24 protein-coding genes are annotated in these 21,311 nt (G+C 65.5%); 14 read left to right on the plus strand and 10 right to left on the minus strand.

Annotated features, from left to right (window positions below):
* Positions 1–106: 106 nt before the first annotated feature.
* Positions 107–493 (plus strand): DMT family transporter, encoded by a 387-nt coding sequence (locus tag P2G62_RS17795; RefSeq protein ID WP_345799267.1) that lies wholly within the window; start codon positions 107–109, stop codon positions 491–493.
* A gap of 112 nt (positions 494–605) precedes the next feature.
* On the opposite strand, the gene P2G62_RS11715 is transcribed toward P2G62_RS17795, so the two are convergent.
* From P2G62_RS11715 to P2G62_RS11725, 3 genes are read right to left on the minus strand one after another with little or no spacing between them, the layout of a single operon-like run.
* Positions 606–1,670, minus strand: a complete 1,065-nt coding sequence (locus P2G62_RS11715) for a 5-(carboxyamino)imidazole ribonucleotide synthase (RefSeq protein WP_275735084.1) — start codon at positions 1,668–1,670, stop codon at positions 606–608.
* Positions 1,663–2,148 (minus strand): 5-(carboxyamino)imidazole ribonucleotide mutase, encoded by a 486-nt coding sequence (gene purE, locus P2G62_RS11720; RefSeq protein WP_275735085.1) that lies wholly within the window; start codon positions 2,146–2,148, stop codon positions 1,663–1,665. Before purE ends, P2G62_RS11715 begins: the two co-directional genes overlap by 8 nt.
* Positions 2,149–2,204: 56 nt before the next feature.
* Positions 2,205–2,423, minus strand: coding sequence for a DUF465 domain-containing protein (locus tag P2G62_RS11725; protein ID WP_275735086.1), 219 nt, complete (start codon positions 2,421–2,423; stop codon positions 2,205–2,207).
* Between the two features lie 224 nt (positions 2,424–2,647).
* Between P2G62_RS11725 and P2G62_RS11730 the strand changes: the two genes are divergently transcribed.
* Positions 2,648–3,061 (plus strand): Hsp20 family protein, encoded by a 414-nt coding sequence (locus P2G62_RS11730; RefSeq protein ID WP_275735087.1) that lies wholly within the window; start codon positions 2,648–2,650, stop codon positions 3,059–3,061.
* A 10-nt stretch (positions 3,062–3,071) separates the two neighbouring features.
* On the plus strand, positions 3,072–3,299 hold the full coding sequence (locus P2G62_RS11735; RefSeq protein ID WP_275735088.1) for a DUF1150 family protein: 228 nt from the start codon (positions 3,072–3,074) through the stop codon (positions 3,297–3,299).
* 213 nt (positions 3,300–3,512) lie between these two features.
* Here the strand turns inward: P2G62_RS11735 and P2G62_RS11740 are convergent, their stop codons facing one another.
* On the minus strand, positions 3,513–5,219 hold the full coding sequence (locus P2G62_RS11740; RefSeq protein WP_275735089.1) for a bifunctional sulfate adenylyltransferase/adenylylsulfate kinase: 1,707 nt from the start codon (positions 5,217–5,219) through the stop codon (positions 3,513–3,515).
* Positions 5,220–5,439: 220 nt separating this feature from the next.
* On the minus strand, positions 5,440–6,384 hold the full coding sequence (gene trxB, locus P2G62_RS11745) for a thioredoxin-disulfide reductase (RefSeq protein WP_275735090.1): 945 nt from the start codon (positions 6,382–6,384) through the stop codon (positions 5,440–5,442).
* A gap of 179 nt (positions 6,385–6,563) precedes the next feature.
* Here trxB and P2G62_RS11750 point away from each other — a divergent pair, with 179 nt between their 5' ends.
* Positions 6,564–7,064: an Lrp/AsnC family transcriptional regulator gene (locus tag P2G62_RS11750; RefSeq protein WP_275735091.1), complete on the plus strand. Its 501-nt coding sequence runs from the start codon at positions 6,564–6,566 to the stop codon at positions 7,062–7,064.
* A 110-nt stretch (positions 7,065–7,174) separates the two neighbouring features.
* Here P2G62_RS11750 and rpoH read toward each other — a convergent pair whose 3' ends face one another.
* Together rpoH and P2G62_RS11760 are read right to left on the minus strand one after the other, a co-directional pair.
* A complete protein-coding gene (gene rpoH, locus P2G62_RS11755; RefSeq protein ID WP_275735092.1) occupies positions 7,175–8,083 on the minus strand; it encodes an RNA polymerase sigma factor RpoH in 909 nt (302 codons plus the stop codon).
* A gap of 181 nt (positions 8,084–8,264) precedes the next feature.
* Positions 8,265–9,326 carry an RluA family pseudouridine synthase gene (locus P2G62_RS11760; RefSeq protein WP_275735093.1) on the minus strand — a complete coding sequence of 354 codons (1,062 nt, stop codon included), beginning with the start codon at positions 9,324–9,326 and terminating at the stop codon, positions 8,265–8,267.
* Here P2G62_RS11760 and P2G62_RS11765 point away from each other — a divergent pair.
* Together P2G62_RS11765 and P2G62_RS11770 are read left to right on the plus strand one after the other, a co-directional pair.
* Positions 9,316–9,618, plus strand: a complete 303-nt coding sequence (locus tag P2G62_RS11765; RefSeq protein WP_275735094.1) for a DUF6476 family protein — start codon at positions 9,316–9,318, stop codon at positions 9,616–9,618. The genes P2G62_RS11760 and P2G62_RS11765 overlap by 11 nt on opposite strands.
* Entirely contained in the window at positions 9,615–10,040 is a 426-nt protein-coding gene (locus P2G62_RS11770) for an NUDIX hydrolase (protein WP_275735095.1), read from the plus strand. The genes P2G62_RS11765 and P2G62_RS11770 overlap by 4 nt, the downstream gene beginning before the upstream one ends.
* Positions 10,041–10,129: 89 nt before the next feature.
* Here P2G62_RS11770 and P2G62_RS11775 read toward each other — a convergent pair whose 3' ends face one another.
* Positions 10,130–10,378: an accessory factor UbiK family protein gene (locus P2G62_RS11775; protein ID WP_275735096.1), complete on the minus strand. Its 249-nt coding sequence runs from the start codon at positions 10,376–10,378 to the stop codon at positions 10,130–10,132.
* A gap of 114 nt (positions 10,379–10,492) precedes the next feature.
* On the opposite strand from P2G62_RS11775, the gene lgt reads away from it, so the two are divergent.
* The 5 genes from lgt (at position 10,493) to P2G62_RS11800 (ending at position 14,777) form a co-directional block, all read left to right on the plus strand.
* Positions 10,493–11,377, plus strand: a complete 885-nt coding sequence (gene lgt / locus P2G62_RS11780) for a prolipoprotein diacylglyceryl transferase (RefSeq protein WP_275735097.1) — start codon at positions 10,493–10,495, stop codon at positions 11,375–11,377.
* Entirely contained in the window at positions 11,374–12,456 is a 1,083-nt protein-coding gene (locus P2G62_RS11785) for an SAM-dependent methyltransferase (RefSeq protein ID WP_275735098.1), read from the plus strand. The genes lgt and P2G62_RS11785 overlap by 4 nt, the downstream gene beginning before the upstream one ends.
* 3 nt (positions 12,457–12,459) lie before the next feature.
* Complete coding sequence (pgeF, locus tag P2G62_RS11790; RefSeq protein WP_275735099.1) at positions 12,460–13,221, plus strand: peptidoglycan editing factor PgeF; 762 nt, start codon at positions 12,460–12,462, stop codon at positions 13,219–13,221.
* Between the two features lie 240 nt (positions 13,222–13,461).
* Positions 13,462–13,635: a hypothetical protein gene (locus P2G62_RS11795; protein ID WP_275735100.1), complete on the plus strand. Its 174-nt coding sequence runs from the start codon at positions 13,462–13,464 to the stop codon at positions 13,633–13,635.
* A 329-nt stretch (positions 13,636–13,964) separates the two neighbouring features.
* Complete coding sequence (locus tag P2G62_RS11800) at positions 13,965–14,777, plus strand: Hint domain-containing protein (RefSeq protein ID WP_275735101.1); 813 nt, start codon at positions 13,965–13,967, stop codon at positions 14,775–14,777.
* Between the two features lie 35 nt (positions 14,778–14,812).
* On the opposite strand, the gene P2G62_RS11805 is transcribed toward P2G62_RS11800, so the two are convergent.
* Together P2G62_RS11805 and P2G62_RS11810 are read right to left on the minus strand one after the other, a co-directional pair.
* Positions 14,813–15,982 (minus strand): membrane dipeptidase, encoded by a 1,170-nt coding sequence (locus P2G62_RS11805; protein ID WP_275735102.1) that lies wholly within the window; start codon positions 15,980–15,982, stop codon positions 14,813–14,815.
* A gap of 76 nt (positions 15,983–16,058) precedes the next feature.
* Positions 16,059–17,876, minus strand: a complete 1,818-nt coding sequence (locus P2G62_RS11810; RefSeq protein WP_275735103.1) for a M3 family oligoendopeptidase — start codon at positions 17,874–17,876, stop codon at positions 16,059–16,061.
* A 252-nt stretch (positions 17,877–18,128) separates the two neighbouring features.
* On the opposite strand from P2G62_RS11810, the gene P2G62_RS11815 reads away from it, so the two are divergent.
* Genes P2G62_RS11815 through P2G62_RS11825 form a run of 3 tightly spaced genes read left to right on the plus strand, consistent with a single transcriptional unit; the run spans position 18,129 to position 21,310 of the window.
* Positions 18,129–19,541 (plus strand): circularly permuted type 2 ATP-grasp protein, encoded by a 1,413-nt coding sequence (locus P2G62_RS11815; RefSeq protein WP_275735104.1) that lies wholly within the window; start codon positions 18,129–18,131, stop codon positions 19,539–19,541.
* A gap of 6 nt (positions 19,542–19,547) precedes the next feature.
* On the plus strand, positions 19,548–20,501 hold the full coding sequence (locus tag P2G62_RS11820) for an alpha-E domain-containing protein (protein ID WP_275735105.1): 954 nt from the start codon (positions 19,548–19,550) through the stop codon (positions 20,499–20,501).
* The gene (locus P2G62_RS11825) at positions 20,498–21,310 is read left to right on the plus strand and encodes a transglutaminase family protein (protein WP_275735106.1); all 813 of its coding nucleotides are present in this window, start codon (positions 20,498–20,500) and stop codon (positions 21,308–21,310) included. Before P2G62_RS11820 ends, P2G62_RS11825 begins: the two co-directional genes overlap by 4 nt.
* Position 21,311: the final 1 nt, after the last annotated feature.

Below are 21,311 nucleotides of genomic sequence, written 5' to 3' on the forward strand. Positions count from 1 at the left end.
GAGCGGGTGACGCGCTGGCGCTGGATCGGGGCTGGCCTTTGCGGGGCTGGTGGTGCTGATGGCGCCGGGGGGCGGGGCGCGGGTCGATCCGGCCGGGGTCGCGCTGATGGCCCTGGGTGGGGTCGGCTGGGGGCTTTATTCGCTCAACGGGCGGCGCGCGGGCGACCCGCTGGCCGCAACGGCGCTGAACTTCGCACTGGCAACCCCACTGGCCGGAGGCTGGCTGCTGCTGTCGGGGGATAGCATTGCGCCGAACTGGGGGATCTGGCCCGCGCTCGCTTCGGGGGCGGTGACCTCGGGTCTGGGCTATGCGCTGTGGTATCGGGTGGTGCCGCAACTGCCCGCCAGCCTGGCCGCGGTCTCGCAGCTGTCGGTGCCGCTGCTGGCGGCGCTTGGCGGCGCTGCCCTGCTGGCCGAAGTGCCCGGGCTGCGATTCTGGGCTGCGGCCATCATGGTGCTGGGCGGTATCGCGGTGTCCCTGCGCAAGGGCTAGGGTCGCTGCCCCTCTGGACCTGCGGCCCATTCCCCCCGCGGTATTTGGAGCAAGATGAAAGCCCCTTCATCTTGCCTGAAATACCGCGGGGTCCGGGGCAGGGCCCCGGCGGTCAGAGCACGCGGTTGATGTGGCCCATCTTGCGGCCGGGTTTGGCCTCGGCCTTGCCATACAGATGGATCTGGGTGCGCGGCTGGCGGGCGAACTCGGGCACGCGCGCCACATCGTCACCGATCAGGTTCAGCATCTCGACATCGGCATAGCGTGCGCCATCGCCCAGCGGCCAGCCTGCCACGGCGCGGATGTGCTGTTCGAACTGATCCACCGCGCAGCCCGCCTGCGTCCAATGCCCGGAATTATGCACCCGGGGCGCGATTTCGTTGACCAGCAGGCCCTGCGGCGTCACGAACAGCTCCACCCCCATCACGCCGACATAATCGAGCGCATTGAGGATTCGCGCCGCGATCAGCACCGCATCGGTGCGCAGGCCTTCACTGATGCGCGCAGGAACGGTGGTCGTGTGCAGAATGCCCGATTTATGCACGTTTTCCCCGGGATCGAAGCACGACACCGCACCGTCGGCCCCACGCGCGGCGATCACAGAAATCTCGGCGCTGAAGGTCACGAAGCCTTCCAGAACGGCGGGTGCCCCCTCCATCGCGGCCAGGGCTGCGGGGGCATCGGCGGGCGCCATGATGCGTGCCTGTCCCTTGCCGTCATAGCCCAGCCGTGTGGTCTTGAGGATCGCGGGCGTGCCGATCCTGGCAATCGCAGCGTCCAGACTGGCGGCATCGGTCACCTCGGCCCAGGGCGCCGTCGCCAGACCCAGATCGTTCAGGAAGGTTTTCTCGATGATCCGGTCCTGACTGATCGCCAGCACCCGGCGGCCCGGGCGGATCACCCGCGTCGCCTCGATCAGATCAAGCGCCTCTGTCGGGATGTTCTCGAATTCATAGGTGACCACATCGACGGAGGCTGCAAATTCCGCCAGGGCCACGGCATCGTCATAGCCCGCGGTGGTCACCCGATGCGCGACATGGCCCGCAGGCGGGTTGGCGCCGGGTTCGAAGATATGGGTGGTGAAGCCCAGACGGCTGGCCGCGACCGAGAGCATCCGCCCCAGTTGCCCGCCGCCCAGAATGCCGATGGTCGCGCCCGGGGTCAGCATCTTAGTCATCGCTGGGCTCATCGGGGATAGAGGCAGAAAGCGCCTCGCGCCAGGCATCAAGCCGCGCGGCAAGGGCCGGATCGTTCAGCGCCAGGATGCCCGCCGCCATCAGCCCGGCATTGGCCGCGCCCGCAGCGCCAATCGCCATGGTCGCGACGGGGTAGCCCTTGGGCATCTGCACGATGGAATACAGGCTGTCGACGCCCGACAGGGCGCGGGTCTGCACCGGCACGCCGACCACCGGCACGCGGGTCTTCGACGCCATCATGCCCGGCAGATGCGCCGCACCCCCGGCACCCGCGATAATCACCTGCAGCCCGCGCTCGACCGCGGCCTTGCCATAGGCCCAAAGCCGGTCAGGCGTGCGATGCGCCGAGACGATCTTGGTTTCGTAAGCCACGCCCAGCTCGTCCAGAATGCTGGCGGCTTCGCGCAGGGTGGGCCAGTCCGACTGGCTGCCCATGATGATTCCGACTTTGACGCCCATGATCGTCCCTCCGTTGGAGCGCGCACTATAGGCAGCGGGCTGCCAACGGCAAGAGTTCAGGCGATGATATCGGGGGTCAGCTGGTCTTCGATCCGCGCGATCTGGTCTTTCAGCGCCAGTTTCTGCTTTTTCAACCGCACCAGCCGCAGCTGGTCGGACATGCCGCGTTCGGCCAGGGCGTGGATCGCCTCGTCCAGATCGCGGTGCTCGCGGCGCAGCACCCCAAGCTTCACGCGGAGCACCTCTTCGGGGTTCATCTCGATATGTGCGTTCATATCCGGCATCCGATCACTGGGTCAGGCCCCCGATGCGCCACGCGCTGAGTCGGGAAGGCGTCAGGTTTAATATAACAATTTCGCGCCCTTGTGGGGGAAATTCCACAACCCCGCCTGCGCGGCCGCCCCTTGCAGGGGCGCCGCTGGCTGCCCATATTGAGCCAGACGGGCAGCCGCATCGCGGGGTCCGGCATTGCAACGTCGCTTGATGAAGGGCTTGCCTGATGACGAAACTGAGCTTTGGTGCGCATCCCTATCTGCTGGGCTTCGATCAGCTGGAACGGCTGGTCGAGCGGACCACAAAGACGGGGGGCGATGCCTACCCGCCTTACAATATCGAACAATGCGGCCCGGACGCGTTTCGCATTACGCTGGCCGTCGCAGGCTTTGCCGAGGGCGATCTGGCGATCACCATGGAGGATCGCGCGCTGGTGATCCGCGGTCGTCAGGCCGACGATGCCGCAGAGCGGATCTTCCTGCACCGGGGAATTGCCGCGCGCGCCTTCCAGCGCAGCTTCGTGCTGGCCGACGGGGTCGAGGTCGCCGGGGCGAGCCTTGAAAACGGGCTTTTGCATGTCGATCTGAACCGCGCGCTGCCCGACCCGGAGGTGCAGAGCATTCCAATCCAACGCAAATAAGGGGGCTGACATGGATGTGAAATACAACTTCGACGAGCCGGTGGGCGAGCGTATCGTCTATGTCCGCCCGGTCGCGGTCGCCGACTTGCCCGCAGATGTGCAGGCGCAGGCCGCAGGTCTGACGCAGCTTTACGCGCTGCACGATGCCAACGGCGAACGTCTGGCGCTGGTCAAGGATCGCTGGATGGCCTTTGCCTTGGCGCGCGAACATGATGCGACGGCGTTCAGCGTGCACTGATCCGCGCGATTTGCCGTGAACCGTCAGAAAGGGGGGCATATGCCCCCCTTTTTTCTGTGCTGAGGGCGGGGCTTTCTTTCTGGCCCCAATATCCCGGGGGGCGGCGCAGCCGCGGGGGCAGGGCCCCCTCGGCGCCCGAACGATCGCCGCCGCAGATATGAAAACGCCCCGGTCGCACAGGGACCGGGGCGTTCGCTTTTCCGTCGACGGCGATCAGGCGCGGATCAGGCCCAGCGACTCCAGCTTCAAGATCACCTGATGGGCGCAGTGGTCGACATCCACATCCTTGGTGTCCACCACCAGCTCGGCCGCGGTCGGCGCTTCGTAGGGGTCGGAAATCCCGGTGAATTCCTTGATCTTGCCTTCGCGTGCCAGTTTATACAGGCCCTTGCGGTCGCGCGCCTCGCATTCCTCCAGCGCGGTGGCCACATGCACCTCGACGAAGGCGCCATAGGCCTCGATCATCTCGCGCACGGCGCGGCGCGTGGCGGTGTAGGGCGCGATCGGGGCACAGATCGCAATGCCGCCGTTCTTGGTGATTTCCGAGGCCACATAGCCGATGCGCTTGATGTTGATGTCGCGGTGCTCTTTCGAGAACCCGAGTTCCGACGACAGATGCTTGCGCACCACATCGCCATCCAAGAGCGTCACCGGGCGCCCGCCCATCTCCATCAGTTTGACCATCAGCGCGTTGGCGATGGTCGACTTACCCGACCCCGACAGGCCCGTGAAGAACACGGTGAAGCCCTGCTGGGCGCGCGGCGGCGAGGTGCGGCGCAGTTCGGTCACCACCTCGGGGAAGCTGAACCATTCCGGGATTTCCAGCCCCTCGCGCAGGCGGCGGCGCAGTTCGGTGCCCGAGATATCCAGCACGGTGCAGCCCTCGGGGACCTCGTTCGCGGGATAATATTGCGCTTTTTCCTGCACATAGACCATGTGCTTGAAGTCGACCATGGTTACGCCGATCTCTTCTTCATGCGCCTTGAAGAGGTCCTGCGCGTCATAGGGGCCATAGAAATCCTGGCCGGCCGAGTTCTTGCCCGGGCCCGCATGGTCGCGCCCGACGATGAAATGGGTGCAGCCGTGGTTGCGGCGGATCAGCCCGTGCCAGACCGCCTCGCGCGGGCCGGCCATACGCATCGCCAGGTTCAGCAGGCTCATCGTGGTGGTCGATTGCGGGTATTTGTCCAGCACCGCCTCGTAGCAGCGCACGCGGGTGAAGTGATCGACATCGCCCGGTTTGGTCATGCCCACGACCGGGTGGATCATCAGGTTGGCCTGCGCCTCGCGCGCGGCGCGGAAGGTCAGTTCCTGATGCGCGCGGTGCAGCGGGTTGCGGGTCTGGAAGGCGACGATCTTGCGCCAGCCGAGCTTGCGGAAATAGGCGCGCAATTCGTTGGGCGTGTCGCGGCGCGCCTTGAAATCGTAATGCACGGGCTGCTGGATGCCGGTGATCGGCCCGCCCAGATAGATCTTGCCCGCGGTGTGGTGCAGGTAGTTCACCGCCGGATGCGCCAGATCGTCGGCACCGAACACCTTCTCGGCCTCGCGCGATTTGTTCGGTTCCCATTTGTCGGTGACCGACAGGATCGCCAGAATGACGCCTTCCTGATCGCGCAGCGCGATATCCTGGCCGGGTTCGATGCCTTCTGCGAATTTCTCGGTCACGTCCAGGGTGATCGGCATCGGCCAGAGGCTGCCGTCGGCCAGGCGCATGTTCTCGACCACGCCATCATAATCGGCCTCGGTCAGAAAGCCCTTCAGGGGGTAGAAGCCGCCGTTCATCAGCAGTTCCAGGTCGCAGATCTGGCGCGCGGTCAGATCCCAGCTGGGCAGGTTGCCCGCCTCCGCCTTCAGCTTGAGCGCGGACTCGTGGGAAACGTAAAGTTCCGGGATCGGGGCGAGGTTGGGAAGGGACATCTTGGAACCTGACTTTGGGATATGAGTAAAACGCCGCCGGGTCAAAAGACCCGCTGCACGCGGGGTGGATTAGGCCCTGATTGGGGCAAAATTCAAGCGGATCAGGGACTATTGAGCGAAATAAGGGGGATTTGCCATCAGTTTGGCCCGGCTTGGTCCAAAATTTCCGCCCGGAGGGAATTCCCGGGCGGAGTTTCCATGATCGTGGCTCTGGCTGGTCTCAGGCCTCTTCGCCGGCAAGCCAGCGTTCGGCATCCAGCGCCGCCATGCAGCCCATCCCGGCCGAGGTGACCGCCTGCCGATAGGTGTGATCGGTCAGATCACCCGCCGCAAAGACGCCCGGGACCGAGGTGCGGGTCGACCCCGGCTCGACCCAGACATAGCCGCCCGAATGGAGTTTCAGGTGATCCTTCACCAGATCCGACGCGGGCGCATGGCCGATCGCCACGAAGAACCCGTCGCAGGGCACGACCGTCTCGGCGCCCGTATTCACGTCCTTCGCACGCACGCCGGTCACCCCCAGCGGCGCCTCGGTGCCCAGGATTTCCTCGACGGTGTGGTTCCACATCACCTCGATCTTGGGGTTCTTGAACAGCCGGTCCTGCATGATCTTCTCGGCGCGGAAACTGTCGCGGCGGTGGATCAGCGTTACCTTCGCGGCGAAATTGGTCAGGAACAGCGCCTCTTCGACCGCGGTATTGCCGCCGCCGATCACCACGACCTGCTTGCCGCGATAGAAGAACCCGTCACAGGTGGCGCAGGCCGAGACGCCGAAGCCCTTGAACTTCTCTTCCGAGGGAAGCCCCAGCCAGCGCGCCTGGGCGCCGGTGGCCAGAATGATCGCGTCGGCCTCGTAGGTCGTGCCCGAATCGCCGCGGGCGACGAAGGGGCGTTTGGACAGATCCAGACCCAGGATGATGTCGCCGATGATCTCGGTGCCCATCGCGCGGGCATGCTCTTCCATCTGCACCATCAGATCGGGGCCCTGCACCTCGGTGCGGCCCGGCCAGTTCTCGACCTCGGTGGTGATGGTCAGCTGTCCGCCCGGCTGCATGCCCTGAACCAGAACAGGTTCCAGCATCGCGCGCGCGGCATAAACCGCCGCCGTATAGCCCGCAGGCCCCGAGCCGATGATCAGCACCTTGGTCTTTTTCGTCTCGCCCATCCTGGCCTCCTCATGTTCCTTGCGTTCCGATATAGTCCCGGCACCGAGCGGCGAAAACCCCCGCTGCATGCGGCGAAAGCCCCGGGATGCGACCGATTGCCCTTGCATGACCTTGCGCGAAATATTATTGCGCATTTCCGCCCGGACGGGTAAGTTTCGCGGCAATTGCGGAGGGTATCATGGCCACGACAAAGCTTGACGAGATCGACCGGAAAATTCTGGCCGAACTGCAGGCTGACGGTCGGATGACCAACGTCGAACTGGCCAAGCGGGTCGGGATCTCGGCGCCGCCCTGCCTGCGCCGCGTGCGCACATTGGAAGAAGCGGGCTTCATCCGGGGCTATCATGCCGATGTGAACCCGCGCGAACTGGGCTTCGAAGTGCAGGTTTTCGCCATGGTGCGGCTGCACAGCCAAGCCGAGTCGGACCTGTCGGCGTTCGAGAATCGCTGCCGCGCCTGGCCGCTGGTGCGCGAGTGCCACATGCTCAACGGCGAGATCGACTTCGTGCTGAAGTGCGCGGCGCCTGACCTCAGCACCTTCCAGAGCTTCCTGACCGGTCAATTGACCGCCGCCGAAAATGTTGCCTCGGTCAAGACCAGCCTGGTGATCCGCTGTGCCAAGGACGAGCCGGGCGTGCCCTTCGACGTGCTCGAAGACCGGCTGGCGAAACTCGCCTGATCCGCACAGAGGCGGACGCCCATTCCCCCCAAGGCGAGGGGCCGGGGTTCTTCTTTCATCCTGCCCGAAATGCCTCGGGGGGCCGGGGGCGGCGCCCCCGGGGCAGAGGTTCAGGTCTCGGCGGAGGGCACGACCATGCCCTTGTCACGGGCCAGCATGCGCATCCGACCCTGCAATTTCTCGAACGCGCGCACCTCGATCTGGCGGATGCGTTCGCGCGACACGTCGTATTGCGCGCTCAGCTCCTCCAGCGTGACGGGCTCGTCGCGCAGGCGGCGTTGCATCAGGATGTCCTTCTCGCGTTCGTTCAGCACATCCATTGCGGCGACCAGCATCGCGCGGCGCGCCTCCAGCTCGTCGGCCTCGGCATAGGCTTCGGCCTGATCGGCGTCTTCGTCTTCCAGCCAGTCCTGCCATTGCGTCGTGCCATCGCCCTCGGCGGCGCCGACCTGCGCATTGAGCGACGCGTCCGAGCCCGACAGCCGCCGGTTCATCGAGATCACCTCGTCCTCGGTCACGTTCAGATCCTGCGCGATCTTCGCCACATGTTCGGGGCGCAGATCGCCGTCCTCATAGGCGCCGATCTTGGATTTCGCCTTGCGCAGGTTGAAGAACAGCTTCTTCTGCGCCGAGGTCGTGCCCAGTTTCACCAGCGACCACGACCGCAGGATATATTCCTGGATCGCGGCGCGGATCCACCACATCGCATAGGTGGCCAAGCGGAAGCCCTTTTCCGGGTCGAAGCGTTTGACCGCCTGCATCAGGCCCACGTTCGCCTCTGAAATCACCTCGGCTTGCGGCAAACCATAGCCGCGATAGCCCATGGCGATCTTCGCGGCCAGACGCAGGTGCGAGGTGACCATGCGATGCGCGGCGTTCGCATCCTGGTTTTCGACCCATGCCTTGGCCAGCATGTATTCTTCTTCGGGTTCCAGCAGAGGGAATTTGCGGATTTCCTGCAGATAGCGGTTCAGCCCCTGTTCGGGGCTGGGGGCGGGCAGGTTGGCATAACTCGTCATCTACGACCTTTCTCCCTGATCGAGACCCCGACACATGGGGATGCCCCCCGTCGGGTTCAAGCCCGGGCGTTGACCAATTGATACCCGAAGCGGCGGCCGGATATCACAAGGAACTCAACGAAGCATGAAGCGGTTCCCGTTCGGGGGCAAGCGAAGATGACGCAAAATTGAACCGATATGTTCAGTTGCCGCCGCCAGCCCCCGCGCGCAGCGTCGCCAGCAGCGCCTCGATATCGGCGGGCAGGGGCGAGGTGAAGGACAGCTCTTCGCCGGTCACGGGATGGGTGAAGCCCAGCGTCGCCGCGTGCAGCGCCTGCCGCGGGAAATTCTGTGCCGCCTCCTGCGCCGCCGTGCCGATCAGCTTGGCGGGCAGTTTGCGTCGCCCGCCATAGGTCTGATCGCCGATCAGCCCATGGCCGGCATGCGCCATATGCACACGGATCTGATGCGTGCGTCCGGTTTCCAGCCAGCAATCGACCAGGGCTGCGACGCCCGCGAAGTCCTCGACCACGCGGGCACGGGTGACGGCATGGCGCCCGCCGTGGAACAGCACGGCCTGCCGCTGCCGGTCGGTCTTGTGCCGCGCAAGCTGCGAGGTGATCTTCAGGATATTGCCGGCCTCGAAGCTGACGCCCTTGGTGCCGCGCAGCCGCGGGTCGGCGGCATCGGGGACGCCATGCACCACCGCCAGATAGTGCCGGTGGACCGTGTGCTTTTCGAACTGATGCGCCAGCCCGTGATGCGCACGATCGGATTTCGCCACCACAAGCAGGCCCGACGTGTCCTTGTCGATCCGGTGAACGATGCCGGGGCGCGCTTCGCCGCCCACCCCCGACAGCTTGCCGCCGAAGTGGTGCAGCAGCGCATTGACCAGCGTGCCATCCTCGGACCCGGGGGCGGGATGCACCACCAGACCCGCAGGCTTGTCGATCACGATCAGATCGTCGTCTTCCCACAGCACGCTCAGCGGAATGTCCTGCGGCAGGGTTTCCACCGTGCGCGGCGGTTCCAGCGTGATCTGATACGTCTCACCCGCCGCGACCTTCGCCTTCTGATCGGTGACCGCAACGCCATCGCGCGTCACGGCCCCCTCGGCGATCAGCCGGGCCAGCCGCGAGCGTGACAGCGCCGCCTGCTCTGGCACAATCGCGGCCAAGGCCTTATCAAGGCGGTCAAAGGGGGGCTGCCCGTCTTCGCCGGCCTCGATCACCAGCCGCAGGATGCGTTCTTCCATGTCCGACATGATGCCTTCCGATCCGACCCCGTTGCCCGAGATCCGGTTTTTGAAAATTCTGGTCACGGCGCTGACGGCCACGATGATTGCGGGCCTTGTAGCGATCATTGCGCTGCTTGTCATCCGCTTGCCGGGCAAGGCCGCGCTGCCCGATCTGCCCGCCGCGATCACCCTGCCCGCAGGCGCACGGGTGCAGGCGATTACCTTCGCGCGCGATTATACTGTCGTGGTCACCGAGGGCGGCGAGGTGCTGCTCTATCGCCCCGATGGCACGCTGGCTCGGACGGTGGCGCTGCAATGAGCCTGCCGGTCCCGCGCCTTGCCGTGCTGGCCGTGGTGGTGCGCGGCGATCAGGCGCTGCTGGTGCGCCGGGCCAATCCGCCCGACGCGGGGCTCTGGGGGTTTCCCGGCGGCAAGGTCGACTGGGGCGAGCCGGTCGAGGCGGCAGCGCTGCGCGAACTGGCCGAGGAAACCGGCATCACCGCCACCGCAGGCCCGGTTCTGGCCTGCACCGATGCGATCAGCCGGGATGAAACCGGGGCGATTGCCTTCCACTATCATCTGGTCGCGGTGGCCTGCCACTGGCAGGCGGGCGCGCCGCAGGCGGGCGATGATGCGCTGGAGGCGGCCTGGGTGGCGCAGGACGATATCCTGTCGGAGGCCCTGCCGCTCAGCGCGCGGGTGGCCGAGGTTCTGGCCCGCGCCCTTGCAGCGCAGCGCTGAGCGGCTTTCACCCTGGCAAAAATATCCCCGCCGGAGGCTCCGGCCTGATGGTCGGCAGCCTTCGGCGGGGATCGTTCACCGACGTGAAATCAGGCGTCTTTCTTGCCTTCCAGCGCATCGAGACGCGCCTTCAGGGCCTCGTTCTCTTCGCGGGCCTTCTGGGCCATCGCGCGCACGGCATCGAATTCCTCGCGGGTGACGAAATCGCGATCGGCCAGCCAGCGGTCCATCCAGGATTTCATCGCGGTCTCGGCCTCGGTCTTGGCGCCCTGGGCCACGCCCATGGCATTGGTCATCAGCTTGGACATTTCGTCGAACAGTTTGTTGGGCGCTTGCATCGGGGGCTCCGGTCTGGTCACGGGGTTTTGCCTTATATGAGGGCGCGGGGCGCAAGACTCAAGGTTGACTTCATCGCGGCCCCGGGGTGTGTTGCGCGCCAAACGAGGAGCGTCATGGCCATTCCCTTCCCCGAGATCGACCCGAACGCCATTGTCATTCCCGGCGTGGACCTGCCGATCCGCTGGTATGCGCTGGCCTATATCGGCGGTCTGCTGGCGGGCTGGCGGATCATGGTGACGCTGATGAAGCGCCCGGCGCTGTGGGGTGGTGTGGCCCCGATGCCGCCGGATCTGGTCGAAGAACTGCTGACGGCGGTGATTCTGGGGGTCGTGCTGGGTGGGCGCCTCGGCTTTGTGCTGTTTTATCAGCCGGGCTGGTATCTGGCGCATCCGCTGGAGATCCTGAAGGTCTGGGAAGGCGGCATGGCCTTTCACGGCGGCTTCGTGGGCGTGGTGGTTGCGGGGCTGTGGTTCTGCCGCCGCCATCAATTGCCTGCATTGCGCATCGCGGATGCCTTCGCACTTGTCGCGCCGATCGGGTTGTTGCTGGGGCGGGTGGCGAATTTCATCAAGCCAGAGCTGTGGGGGCGTCCGACCGATCTGCCCTGGGGCGTGATCTTTCCGCTGCCCCAGGCGCAGGTTTGCAACGGCATCGCCGGGCAGGTCGACGGGTTTTGCGCGCGTCACCCCTCGCAGCTTTACGAGGCCGGGCTTGAAGGTCTGCTGCTGGGCGCGATCCTCTGGGGGCTGACCGCGGCCGGGGCGTTGCGGCGGCCCGGTCTGCTGCTTGGGGTGTTCCTGACGGGCTATGGTCTGGCGCGCTCGCTGGTTGAACTGGTGCGCCAGCCGGATGCGCAATTCGCCAGCGATACCAACCCGCTGGGCTATGCACTTCAGATCGGGCAGGGCGGGCTGACCATGGGGCAGATCCTGTCGCTGCCGATGATCGCGCTGGGGGTGTGGTTCATCGCGCGGGCGATGCGGCGGGGCAATGCATGACGGCGCTGGCCCGGATTCTGGAACGCCGGATCGCGGCCGAAGGTCCGTTGCGGCTTGATCATTACATGGCCGAATGCCTGCTGCATCCCGATCACGGTTATTATGCCACCCGCGATCCGTTCGGGCAGGAGGGCGATTTCATCACCGCCCCGGAAATCAGCCAGATGTTCGGCGAGATGCTGGGGCTGGAGCTGGCGCAGGTCTGGCTCGATCAGGGGCGCCCCGCGCCGTTTCTGCTGGTCGAGCCGGGGCCGGGGCGCGGCACGCTGATGGCCGATGTTCTGCGCGCGATCCGTGCGGTGCCGGGCATGGCCGAGGCGGCACAGGTGCATCTGATCGAGGCCTCGCCCACGCTGCGCGAGGTTCAGCGCGCGCGGCTGGCGGGGCATCGGGTGCAGTGGCACGACAGTCTGGAAACGCTGCCCGAGGGGCCGGTGTTCCTGCTGGCCAATGAATTTCTGGATGCGCTGCCGATCCGGCAGTTCGAGCGGCGCGGTGACGCCTGGGCCGAGCGGCAGGTGGGCCTTGATGCGCAGGGCGCGCTGGTGCCGGGGCTGGCGCCGCCCGTGCCCCTGGCTGCGCTGGCGCATCGGCTGGGCGATACGCGCGATGGCGATATTGTCGAGATCTGCCCCGGTGCGCCGGCCTTCGTCGGTCAGGTGGCCGCGCGGATCGCTGCGCGCGGCGGGGTTGCGATTTTCATCGACTATGGCCACTGGCGCAGTCTGGGCGACACGTTTCAGGCCCTGCGCGTACATCGGCCCGAAAGCCCCTTTGCCAGCCCGGGCGAGGCCGATCTGACTGCCCATGTCGCGTTCGAACCGCTGGCCCAGGCCGCGCAGGCCGCGGGTGCGGCGTGCAGCGCGATGACCCCGCAGGGCGTGCTGCTGGAACGGCTGGGCATCACCGGACGGGCGCAGGCGCTGGCGCGAAACCTTGCCGGTTCCGCGCTTGAGGCGCATATCGCGGCGCATCGGCGCTTGACCCACCCCGAGGAAATGGGTCACCTGTTCCAGAGCCTCGCTGTCTATCCCCCTCTTGCCCCGCTGCCGCCGGGTTTCGATGCGGTCCGCGCGTGATGAATGTCTGCACAGCTTGAAATCCTGACCTCGCCTGCACTCGACGGCGTTTCCCACGGGTTTTTCACCCGCAAGGGCGGTGCCTCATCGGGGGTGTTTGCCGGTCTGAACTGCGGTCACGGTTCCAGCGACCAGACGCAGGCGGTCAACATCAATCGTGACCGGGTTGCCGGGGCGATGGGGGTGGCGCCCGCCGCGCTGATCGGTGTGCATCAGGTGCATTCCGCCGATGTCGCCGTTATTTCGGGGCCAAGCTATGCGCCGGTGCAGGCCGATGCGCTCGTCACCGCGACGCCCGGGCTGGTGTTGAGCGTGCTGACCGCCGATTGCCAGCCGGTGCTGCTGGCTGACCGGCGCGCGGGCGTGGTAGGCGCGGCGCATGCGGGCTGGCGCGGCGCGCTGGAGGGCGTGCTGGAGGCCACGATCGAGGCCATGGAATCCCTGGGCGCCACGCGCGGCGATATTGTCGCCGTGGTCGGGCCGTGCATTTCGCAGCGTGCCTATGAGGTCGGTCACGATTTCATGGAAACCTTCCTGACCGAAGACCCGGACTATGGCCGGTTCTTTTCCGGTGGGCCGCAGGGCAAGCCGATGTTCGACCTGCCGGGGTTCGGTGTGCACCGGCTGCGTGAAGCCGGGGTCGGCGTGGCGGAATGGACGCGGCACTGCACCTATTCCGATCCCGAGCGGTTCTATTCCTATCGCCGCACGACTCATCTGGGTGAAGCCGATTACGGGCGGCTGATTTCGGCGATCCGGCTCTGATTGTGGCGCGATCAAGAGGCGCTCTGCCTTGTTTGTGCCACGATCAGGGCAGGCCATGCGGTCAATCCGCGATATTCCGTTGATTTGTGCGTAATTTGAAACAATCCCTGCGCCATAATTCTGGGCGGTTTGTGCACAAGATTTTTCCGTTCCTGCCAAATCCTTGCCGCAATGGGCCGTCATACCTGCCTCATCCGGGCGCAAGACCCGATCTTAACAGCCGCAGAGCAGGAGCAGACCATGACCGCGACCAACACCACCGCCCGCTGGATGAAATCGGCTCTGACCGAGGCTGCCAAATGCGAGACCCGGATGCCCTGGGCCCGGGGGGCGCGTCGTGCCGAAACGATTGCGCGCCGGGAAGAGCGGATGATCCCGCGTGCGCTGGCCGCCCGCGCCGTGCGCGCGTCCTGAGACTTTCCCCCTAGACGATGACACACCGGCCGGGGGCTGCCACTCCCGGCCGGTTGGCTTGTACGCGGGTGCCATCCTGCGCGTTGCACAGGGCCGCAGAGCACGATGATTCGTGTCAGACCATGGCAGGATTTTGGCAAATGCGGCGGCTGTGTGGCACCGCGCTTTGCCGCCGAAACAGTCGCCCGGTCGGCCCGCAGATTGACGCGCCCCCCGGGGCCAATCTTTTGAAAAGTTTGACGGAACCGCGCAAAGACGCCATCTTGGGCTTGTCTCTCTGCACCCGGTGGGGGCCGTGGCAGATGTGACCAGACCGAAAGGCTGATCGCATGTCGTATCCTCACCGTTCCACGGTCGGGCGCATCCCGTCCGACGTGGACCCGGCAGTAAATGTTGCGGCGCGCCTTGGGCGTGCCACGGTTCCTGTTGACGGGCGGCCTCTGCGCGCCATGCCTCTGACGCGTCGCTACGAGGCCGCCTGGCTCACCCCGCAGGGGGATATCGAAACTTCGACCCGGCTGGCCCCGGCAACGCCGCTGTTCGAAGAGGCATTCTCCGCCCTGGCGCGTGGATCGCTGATTCAGACCGAGTTCGGCCCCGTCGCGGTCGAAGACCTGCAGCCCGGCACGCGGGTGCTGACTGCCGAAGGGCGCAGCGAGACCGTGACCTGGGTTGGTTCGATGATGGCCTATCCGCGCGCGACGACCCCGCACCCCGATGACCAGGTGACCCTGACGCGGATCACCGCCGAGTCCCTGGGGCTGGGCCGTCCGATGCCCGATCTGATGCTGGGGCCGCGCGCGCGGATCTGCCTGCGTGACACGCGGCTGCGCGCGCAGTTGGGCCTGGAGGCGGCCTATGTGCCCGCGCGGGCCTTCGTCGACGGGGTTGGCGTGATCGAGCTGACCCCTGTTGCCCCGGTGCCGATGTTCCATGTGGTGCTGGCCCGTCATGGGTCGCTGCGCGTCGCGGGGCTGGAGATCGAGAGCTATCACCCCGGCGAGGGGATCGCCGAGATGATTGCCCCGCGCATGTTATCGCTGTTCGCGGCGCTGTTTCCGCAGATGCCGACGCTGGCCGGATTCGGGCCGCTGGCCCACCCCCGCCTGACGCGGTTCGAGGTTGAGGGCGTTCTGGGCTGAGCTGCCCCCGGTTTGCGGCCGGGGGCGCAGGCGGCTCAGTCAGGCAGGGTTTCGGCCAGATAGCGCATCATGTTGCCGCCCATCACCTTGGCGATCACCGGCGCAGGCAAGCCCGCATCCATCAGCGCCTGTGTCAGTGCGGCCAGTTCCGAACTGTCGAACCCGGTTTCCACCGCGCCGTCGAAATCCGAGCCGAGCGAGACGTGATCTTCGCCCAGCAAGGCGACGGCGGCCTTGATGCTGGCGGCGACGCCCGCAGGGGTCGCATCGCAGGTCACATCGGCCCAGTAGCCGATGCCGACCACCCCGCCTTTCGCAACAATCGCCTGCATCAGATCGTCGGGGTAGTTGCGCTTGACCGGGCAGACCCCGTGAATGCCGGTATGCGACACGATCGGCCGGGTGCCCGGGATTGCCAGCACATCCCGCGCCATTTGCTCGGACGCATGGGCAAGGTCGATCACCATGTCGCGCGCGACCAGTTCGGCCACCACCTGACGCCCGAAATCGGTCAGCCCCCGGTCCTCGGCGCCATGCAGGCTGCCACCCAGTTCGTTGTCGAAGAAATGCGTCAATCCGACGAGCCGGAACCCGGCATCGTAAAGCCGCCCGAGATTGGCGATCTCGCCCGATAGCGCATGCGCGCCCTCGGCCCCCAGAATGCCGCCCACCGTTTGTGCCCCCGCCGCGCGCGCGGCCAGCAGATCGGCCAGATCGGATTTGCTGCGGATCACCCGCAACTGATCGGGCGCGCGCGCGGCGATGGCGTTCAGTCGTGCGGCCTGATCCAGCGCGCGTTCGGTCAGGTTGAACCATGTCTTCGGCGGGCGCAGTTCGGCGATCACCAGGGGCGTGATATTGTCGGCGGCATCGGCGGAGTTGTGGTCGTAATTCTGGCCCTTGGGGCTTTTGGTGACGGTGGTGAAGACCTGCACGGCCACATTGCCCGCCCGCAGGCGCGGCAGGTCGACATGGCCGCGCGGGCTGCGTTCGGTCAGGTCGCGGTCCCACAGCAGCGCGTCGGAATGCCAGTCGCCAACCACCAGCCCCGCATGCAGCGCCGCCGCCTCGGCCGAAACCGGCCAGGGGTCATGCGCCATCACACTGTTCTGCCCGTTCTCGACCACGCCGGGGGCGAAGGTGAAAAACCCCACAGCCCCCAAAGCGGCCACCCCCGCAATGCCCTTCAGCCAACCATATGCCATGAAAAAACCTCCCCGTTTGAGGGGAGGCTATCAGGGGTTTGGCCGCCCGCAAACCGGGCTGCGCGCTGCCGTGGCGTTAGTCTTCCAGCGCCTCCAGCTCGTCAATCAGCCCGGCGATCATGCTCAGCCCCTTGTCCCAGAACGCGGGGTCGGTGGCATCCAGCCCGAAGGGCGCCAGCAGATCCTTGTGATGCATCGAGCCGCCGGCACGGAGCATCGCGAAATACTTCTCTTCGAACCCGGGCAGGCCGTCGGCATAGGCGGCATAAAGCGCGTTCACCAGACCGTCGCCGAAGGCATAGGCATAGACGTAGAAGGGCGAGTGCACGAAATGCGGGATGTAGGACCAGAAGGTTTCGTATCCCGGCATGAACTCGAACACCGGCCCCAGGCTTTCGGCCTGCACCGACATCCACAGCGCGTTGATGTCGTCCGGCGTCAGCTCGCCCTGGGCGCGGGCGGCGTGCAGCTTGCATTCGAAATCGTAGAACGCGATCTGGCGCACGACCGTGTTGATCATGTCCTCGACCTTGCCCGCCAGCAGGGTCTTGCGCTCGGCCGGGGTCTTGGCGCCCTCCAGCAGCTTGCGGAAGGTCAGCATCTCGCCAAAGACCGAGGCGGTTTCGGCCAGCGTCAGCGGCGTTGACGCCAGCAGCTCGCCCTGATCCGCCGCCAGCACCTGATGCACGCCATGGCCCAGTTCATGCGCAAGGGTCATCACGTCGCGCGGCTTGCCCAGATAGTTCAGCAAGATATAGGGATGCACCGTGGTCACGGTCGGATGGGCAAAGGCCCCCGGGGCCTTGCCCGGCTTCACGCCCGCGTCGATCCAGCCCTTGTCAAAGAAGGGCGCGGCGATCTCGGCCATTTCCGGCGCGAAGGCGGCATAGGCCGACATCACCGTTTCGCGGGCCTCGTCCCATTGGATCGGACGTGGGGATTCGGCGGGCAGGGGGGCGTTGCGGTCCCACACCTGCAGCTTGTCCAGTCCCAGCCAGCGCGCCTTGAGCGCATAATAACGGTGCGAAAGCCGCGGGTAGGCAGCTACCACCGCATTGCGCAGTGCCTCGACCACCTCGGGTTCGACATCGTTGGCCAGATGGCGGCCGTATTGCGGCGTGGGCATCTTGCGCCAGCGGTCCTCGATTTCCTTTTCCTTGGCCAGCGTGTTGTGGACCCGGGCGAACAGCTTAATGTTTTCCCCGAAGACCCGCGCCAGCTCGCGCGCTGCCGCCTCGCGCTTGGCGCGGTCGTGATCCGACAAGAGTGTGGTGGTCGCTTCCAGGCTCAGCACCTCGCCCTGCACGGTGAATTCCAGCCCGGCGGTGGTTTCATCAAACAGCCGGTTCCACGCGGCGGCGCCGACAACCGACTGGTCGTGCAGGAATTTTTCCATCTCATCCGACAGCTGATGCGGTTTCATCGCGCGCATCCGGTCGAAGACGGGCTTGTAGCGCGCCACGGCCGGATCGGCGAAGACGGTCGCATAGGTGGCGTCCTCGATGCGGTTGAATTCCAGGCTGAAGAACACCAGCGGCGTGGTGAAGTTGGTGATCTTGTCCTGCGCGTCGGCCAGGAATTTGGCACAGCCGGCATCGGTGGTGTTCTGGTAATAGCGCAGGCCCGCATAGGACATGATCCGCCCGGCGGTGGTTTCGATCGCCTCGTAGCGCTGGATGCATTCGGCCATGGCCGCCGCGTCGAGCCCGGCCAGCTTGCCTTCGTAATCGGCCGCAAACTCCGCACAGGCGCGTTCGAGCCAGTCCATATCACGGGCAAATTCGGGGGCATCGGGTGCGGTGTACAGATCGCTCAGATCCCAGTCGGGCAGATCGCCGAAGGCCCCCGCGCTGGCATTGGCATCAAAAACGGGTGTCGGCAGGGTCAGGGTCATGGCGTCCTCGTGTTGCGTGTTGCCCAACAGATAGGGGGTGGCAGGGGGGCGGTGCAAGGCCCGGCACCCCCATCGGGCACCGGGGAACCGGGGCGTCCACACACCAGAACGGACGCTGGGTGATTAAAATATATGCATTGTTCTATTTTCAGGGCAATTTCTTGCGGCTGAACGGCGTTAACACTTCGGCGCCACTTTTCCTCTCTCGGGGCGCTGCCTAAGCTTGACCCAAGGCCGGAGGAATCAAGGCGAATGACCAACTTCTTCAATGAAATGTATGATGGCGGCAAAGTTCGCGAGCCCTATGCCCGGCTCGAGAACTGGACCCGCGCAATGCCCGCCGAATTGCGGCAAATGAAACAGGCCGAGGCCGAGGCGTTGTTCCGCCGCATCGGGATCACCTTCGCGGTCTACGGCGAAGGGGGCGACCCGGATCGCCTGATCCCGTTCGACATGTTCCCGCGCGTATTCACCCAGTTCGAATGGCGCAAGCTGGAGCGTGGCATCAAGCAACGCGCCCGTGCCCTGAATGCCTTTCTGCTGGATGTCTATGGCCGCGGCGAGATCGTGCGCGCGGGCAAGATCCCGGCACGTCTGGTCTATCAGAACGAGGCCTTTGAACGCGCGGTGACCGGCTTCACCCCGCCGCGCGGGATCTATAGCCATATCGTCGGCATTGACCTGGTGCGCACCGGACCGGACGAATTTTTCGTTCTGGAAGACAACTGCCGCACGCCCTCGGGCGTCAGCTACATGCTGGAAAACCGCGAGATCATGATGCGGATGTTCCCCGCGCTGTTCCGCGAAAACCGGATCGAGCCGGTCGATGGCTATGCTGATGCGCTGCGCCGCACGCTGGCCTCGGTCGCGCCCGCGAAATGCGACCGCGACCCGACGATCGCGATTCTGACGCCGGGGCATTTCAACTCGGCCTATTACGAACACAGCTTCCTGGCCGATCTGATGGGGGTCGAACTGGTCGAGGGCGCGGATCTGTTCGTCGAGGGCGGATTCGTCTGGATGCGTACGACCGAAGGGCCCAAGAAGCTCGACGTGATCTATCGGCGGATCGACGACAGTTTCCTCGACCCGCTGTGCTTCCGCCCCGACTCGATGCTGGGGGTGCCGGGTCTGATGGATGTCTACCGCTCTGGCGGGGTCACGATCACCTCGGCGCCGGGCGCGGGCGTGGCCGATGACAAGGCGATCTATACCTTCGTGCCCGACATGATCCGCTTCTATCTGGGCGAAGAGCCGCTTTTGCAGAACGTGCCGACCTGGCAATGCGGCAAGGAAGAGGACAAGAAATATGTTCTCTCGCATCTGCCCGAACTGGTGGTGAAAGAGGTCCACGGATCGGGCGGCTATGGCATGCTGGTGGGGCCGAAGGCGAGCAAGGACCAGATCGAGCATTTCCGTCTGAAGATCGAGGAAGACCCCGGCAATTACATCGCCCAGCCGACGCTGGCGCTGTCGACCACGCCGACCTTCGTCGAGGAAGGCATCGCGCCGCGTCACGTCGATCTGCGGCCCTATTGTCTGGTTGGCGAAAAGATCGAGCTGGTGCCGGGCGGTCTGACCCGCGTGGCGCTGACCGAAGGCTCGCTTGTGGTGAACTCGTCGCAGGGCGGCGGGGTCAAGGATACCTGGGTTCTGGCGGAGTGAACTGACATGCTGAGCCGGACGGCGGAAAACCTTTTCTGGATTGCACGTTACATCGAGCGTGCGGAAACCATGGCGCGGCTGCTGGAGGTGGGCGCGCGGATCGCGTTGATGCCCTCGGCCGGGCACGGATATCGCAGCGAATGGGAAAGCCTGCTGCAGGCCTCGGGCACGGCCGAGGGGTTTGCGGCGAAATACGGCGACCCGGTGCAGCGCAACATCGAAAGCTATCTGTTCTTTGACCGTGACAACCCCAGTTCGGTTGTCAGCTGCATCGAGCGGGCCCGCGAAAACGCGCGCATCGTGCGCACGGCAATGACCAGCCAGGTCTGGGACGCGCTGAACATGGCGTTTCAGGAAATGCGTCAGCTGGAACGGCAGGCGCGGTCAGAACTGGAGCTGACCGAGCTGACCGAATGGGTTAACCGGCAGGCGGCGATGGTGCGCGGGGCAATGGATGCGACGCTTCTGCGCAACGACGGCTATCACTTCCTCAACCTTGGCTTCGCCTTGGAGCGGGCGGACAACACCGCGCGGCTGATGGATGTGAAATATTATGTCCTGCTGCCGCGGCTGGATTTTGTGGGTTCCGGGCTTGATAACTACCAGTGGCAGACGCTGCTGCGCGCGCTTTCGGCGCATCGCGCCTTCCATTGGGCCTATGGCGGCGAAATCACGGCTGCAAAAATCGCACATTTCCTGATCCTGAACCGGCAAAGTCCGCGGTCGCTGATCACCGCCACGGAAACCGCTATGGAACATCTGGACCAGCTGGCGCGCGATTACCACAAATCGGGTCCGGCGCAGATGCGGGCGCGCGCGGTGCTGGGCGAGTTGTCTGAAACCCGGATCGAGGACATTTTCGAAGAGGGGCTGCATGAATTCCTGACCCGGTTCATCCGCGAGATCAGCGAATTGACCGAAATGGTGCAGCACGCCTATCTGAGCGGAGAAGCGCGATGATCCTGACGGTCAATCACGTCACCACCTACCAATATGACGCGCCGATGCGGTCCGCGGTGCAGTCGCTGCGGCTGTTCCCCTCGCGGTTCGACGGGCAGCGCATCATCAACTGGGATGTCGCGGTCGACGGCGGCGTCAAAGGCGGCAGTTTTCGGGACGGTGCCGGAGACCGTGTCGAAGGCTGGTCGCTGCGCGGTCCGGTGTCCGAGGTGACGGTCGTCGTGACCGGGCAGGTCGAAACCACTGATATGGCGGGTGTCCTGCGTGGGCATCGCGAAACCGTCTCGCCCTTCGCCTATCTGCGCGAAACCACCGCAACCTGGATCGACGATGGCCTGGAGACGCTGGCGCAAGAGGCGGTTTCGGGGGCCGAAGACGGGTTGGACCGCGCGCATCGCTTGTCCCGCGCCGTGGCCGAGGCGATCGCCTACAAGCCAGGCGTGACCCATGCCCATACCACCGCCGCCGAGGCGCTGGCCCTGGGCGAAGGGGTCTGCCAGGATCATGCCCATGCGCTGATCGCCTGCGCCCGCGCGGTGGAACTGCCGGCGCGCTATGTTTCGGGCTATCTGTTCGCGCGCGATGATGGCGAGCCGCACGAGGCCGCCCATGCCTGGGCCGAAATCTGGGTGCAGGGGATCGGCTGGATCGGGTTTGACGCGGCCAATCAGTGCTGCCCGGACGGGCGCTATATCCGGCTGGGATCGGGCTTCGATGCCCGCGACGCGGCGCCGATCAAGGGCATCGCGCTTGGCACGGGCGAAGAGAGCCTCGATGTCACAGTTGCCCTCGAGTCGGTGCAGCAATAAT

The sequence above is a fragment of the Paenirhodobacter sp. CAU 1674 genome, assembly GCF_029222945.1.
In the GTDB taxonomy this organism is placed as follows: domain Bacteria; phylum Pseudomonadota; class Alphaproteobacteria; order Rhodobacterales; family Rhodobacteraceae; genus Rhodobacter.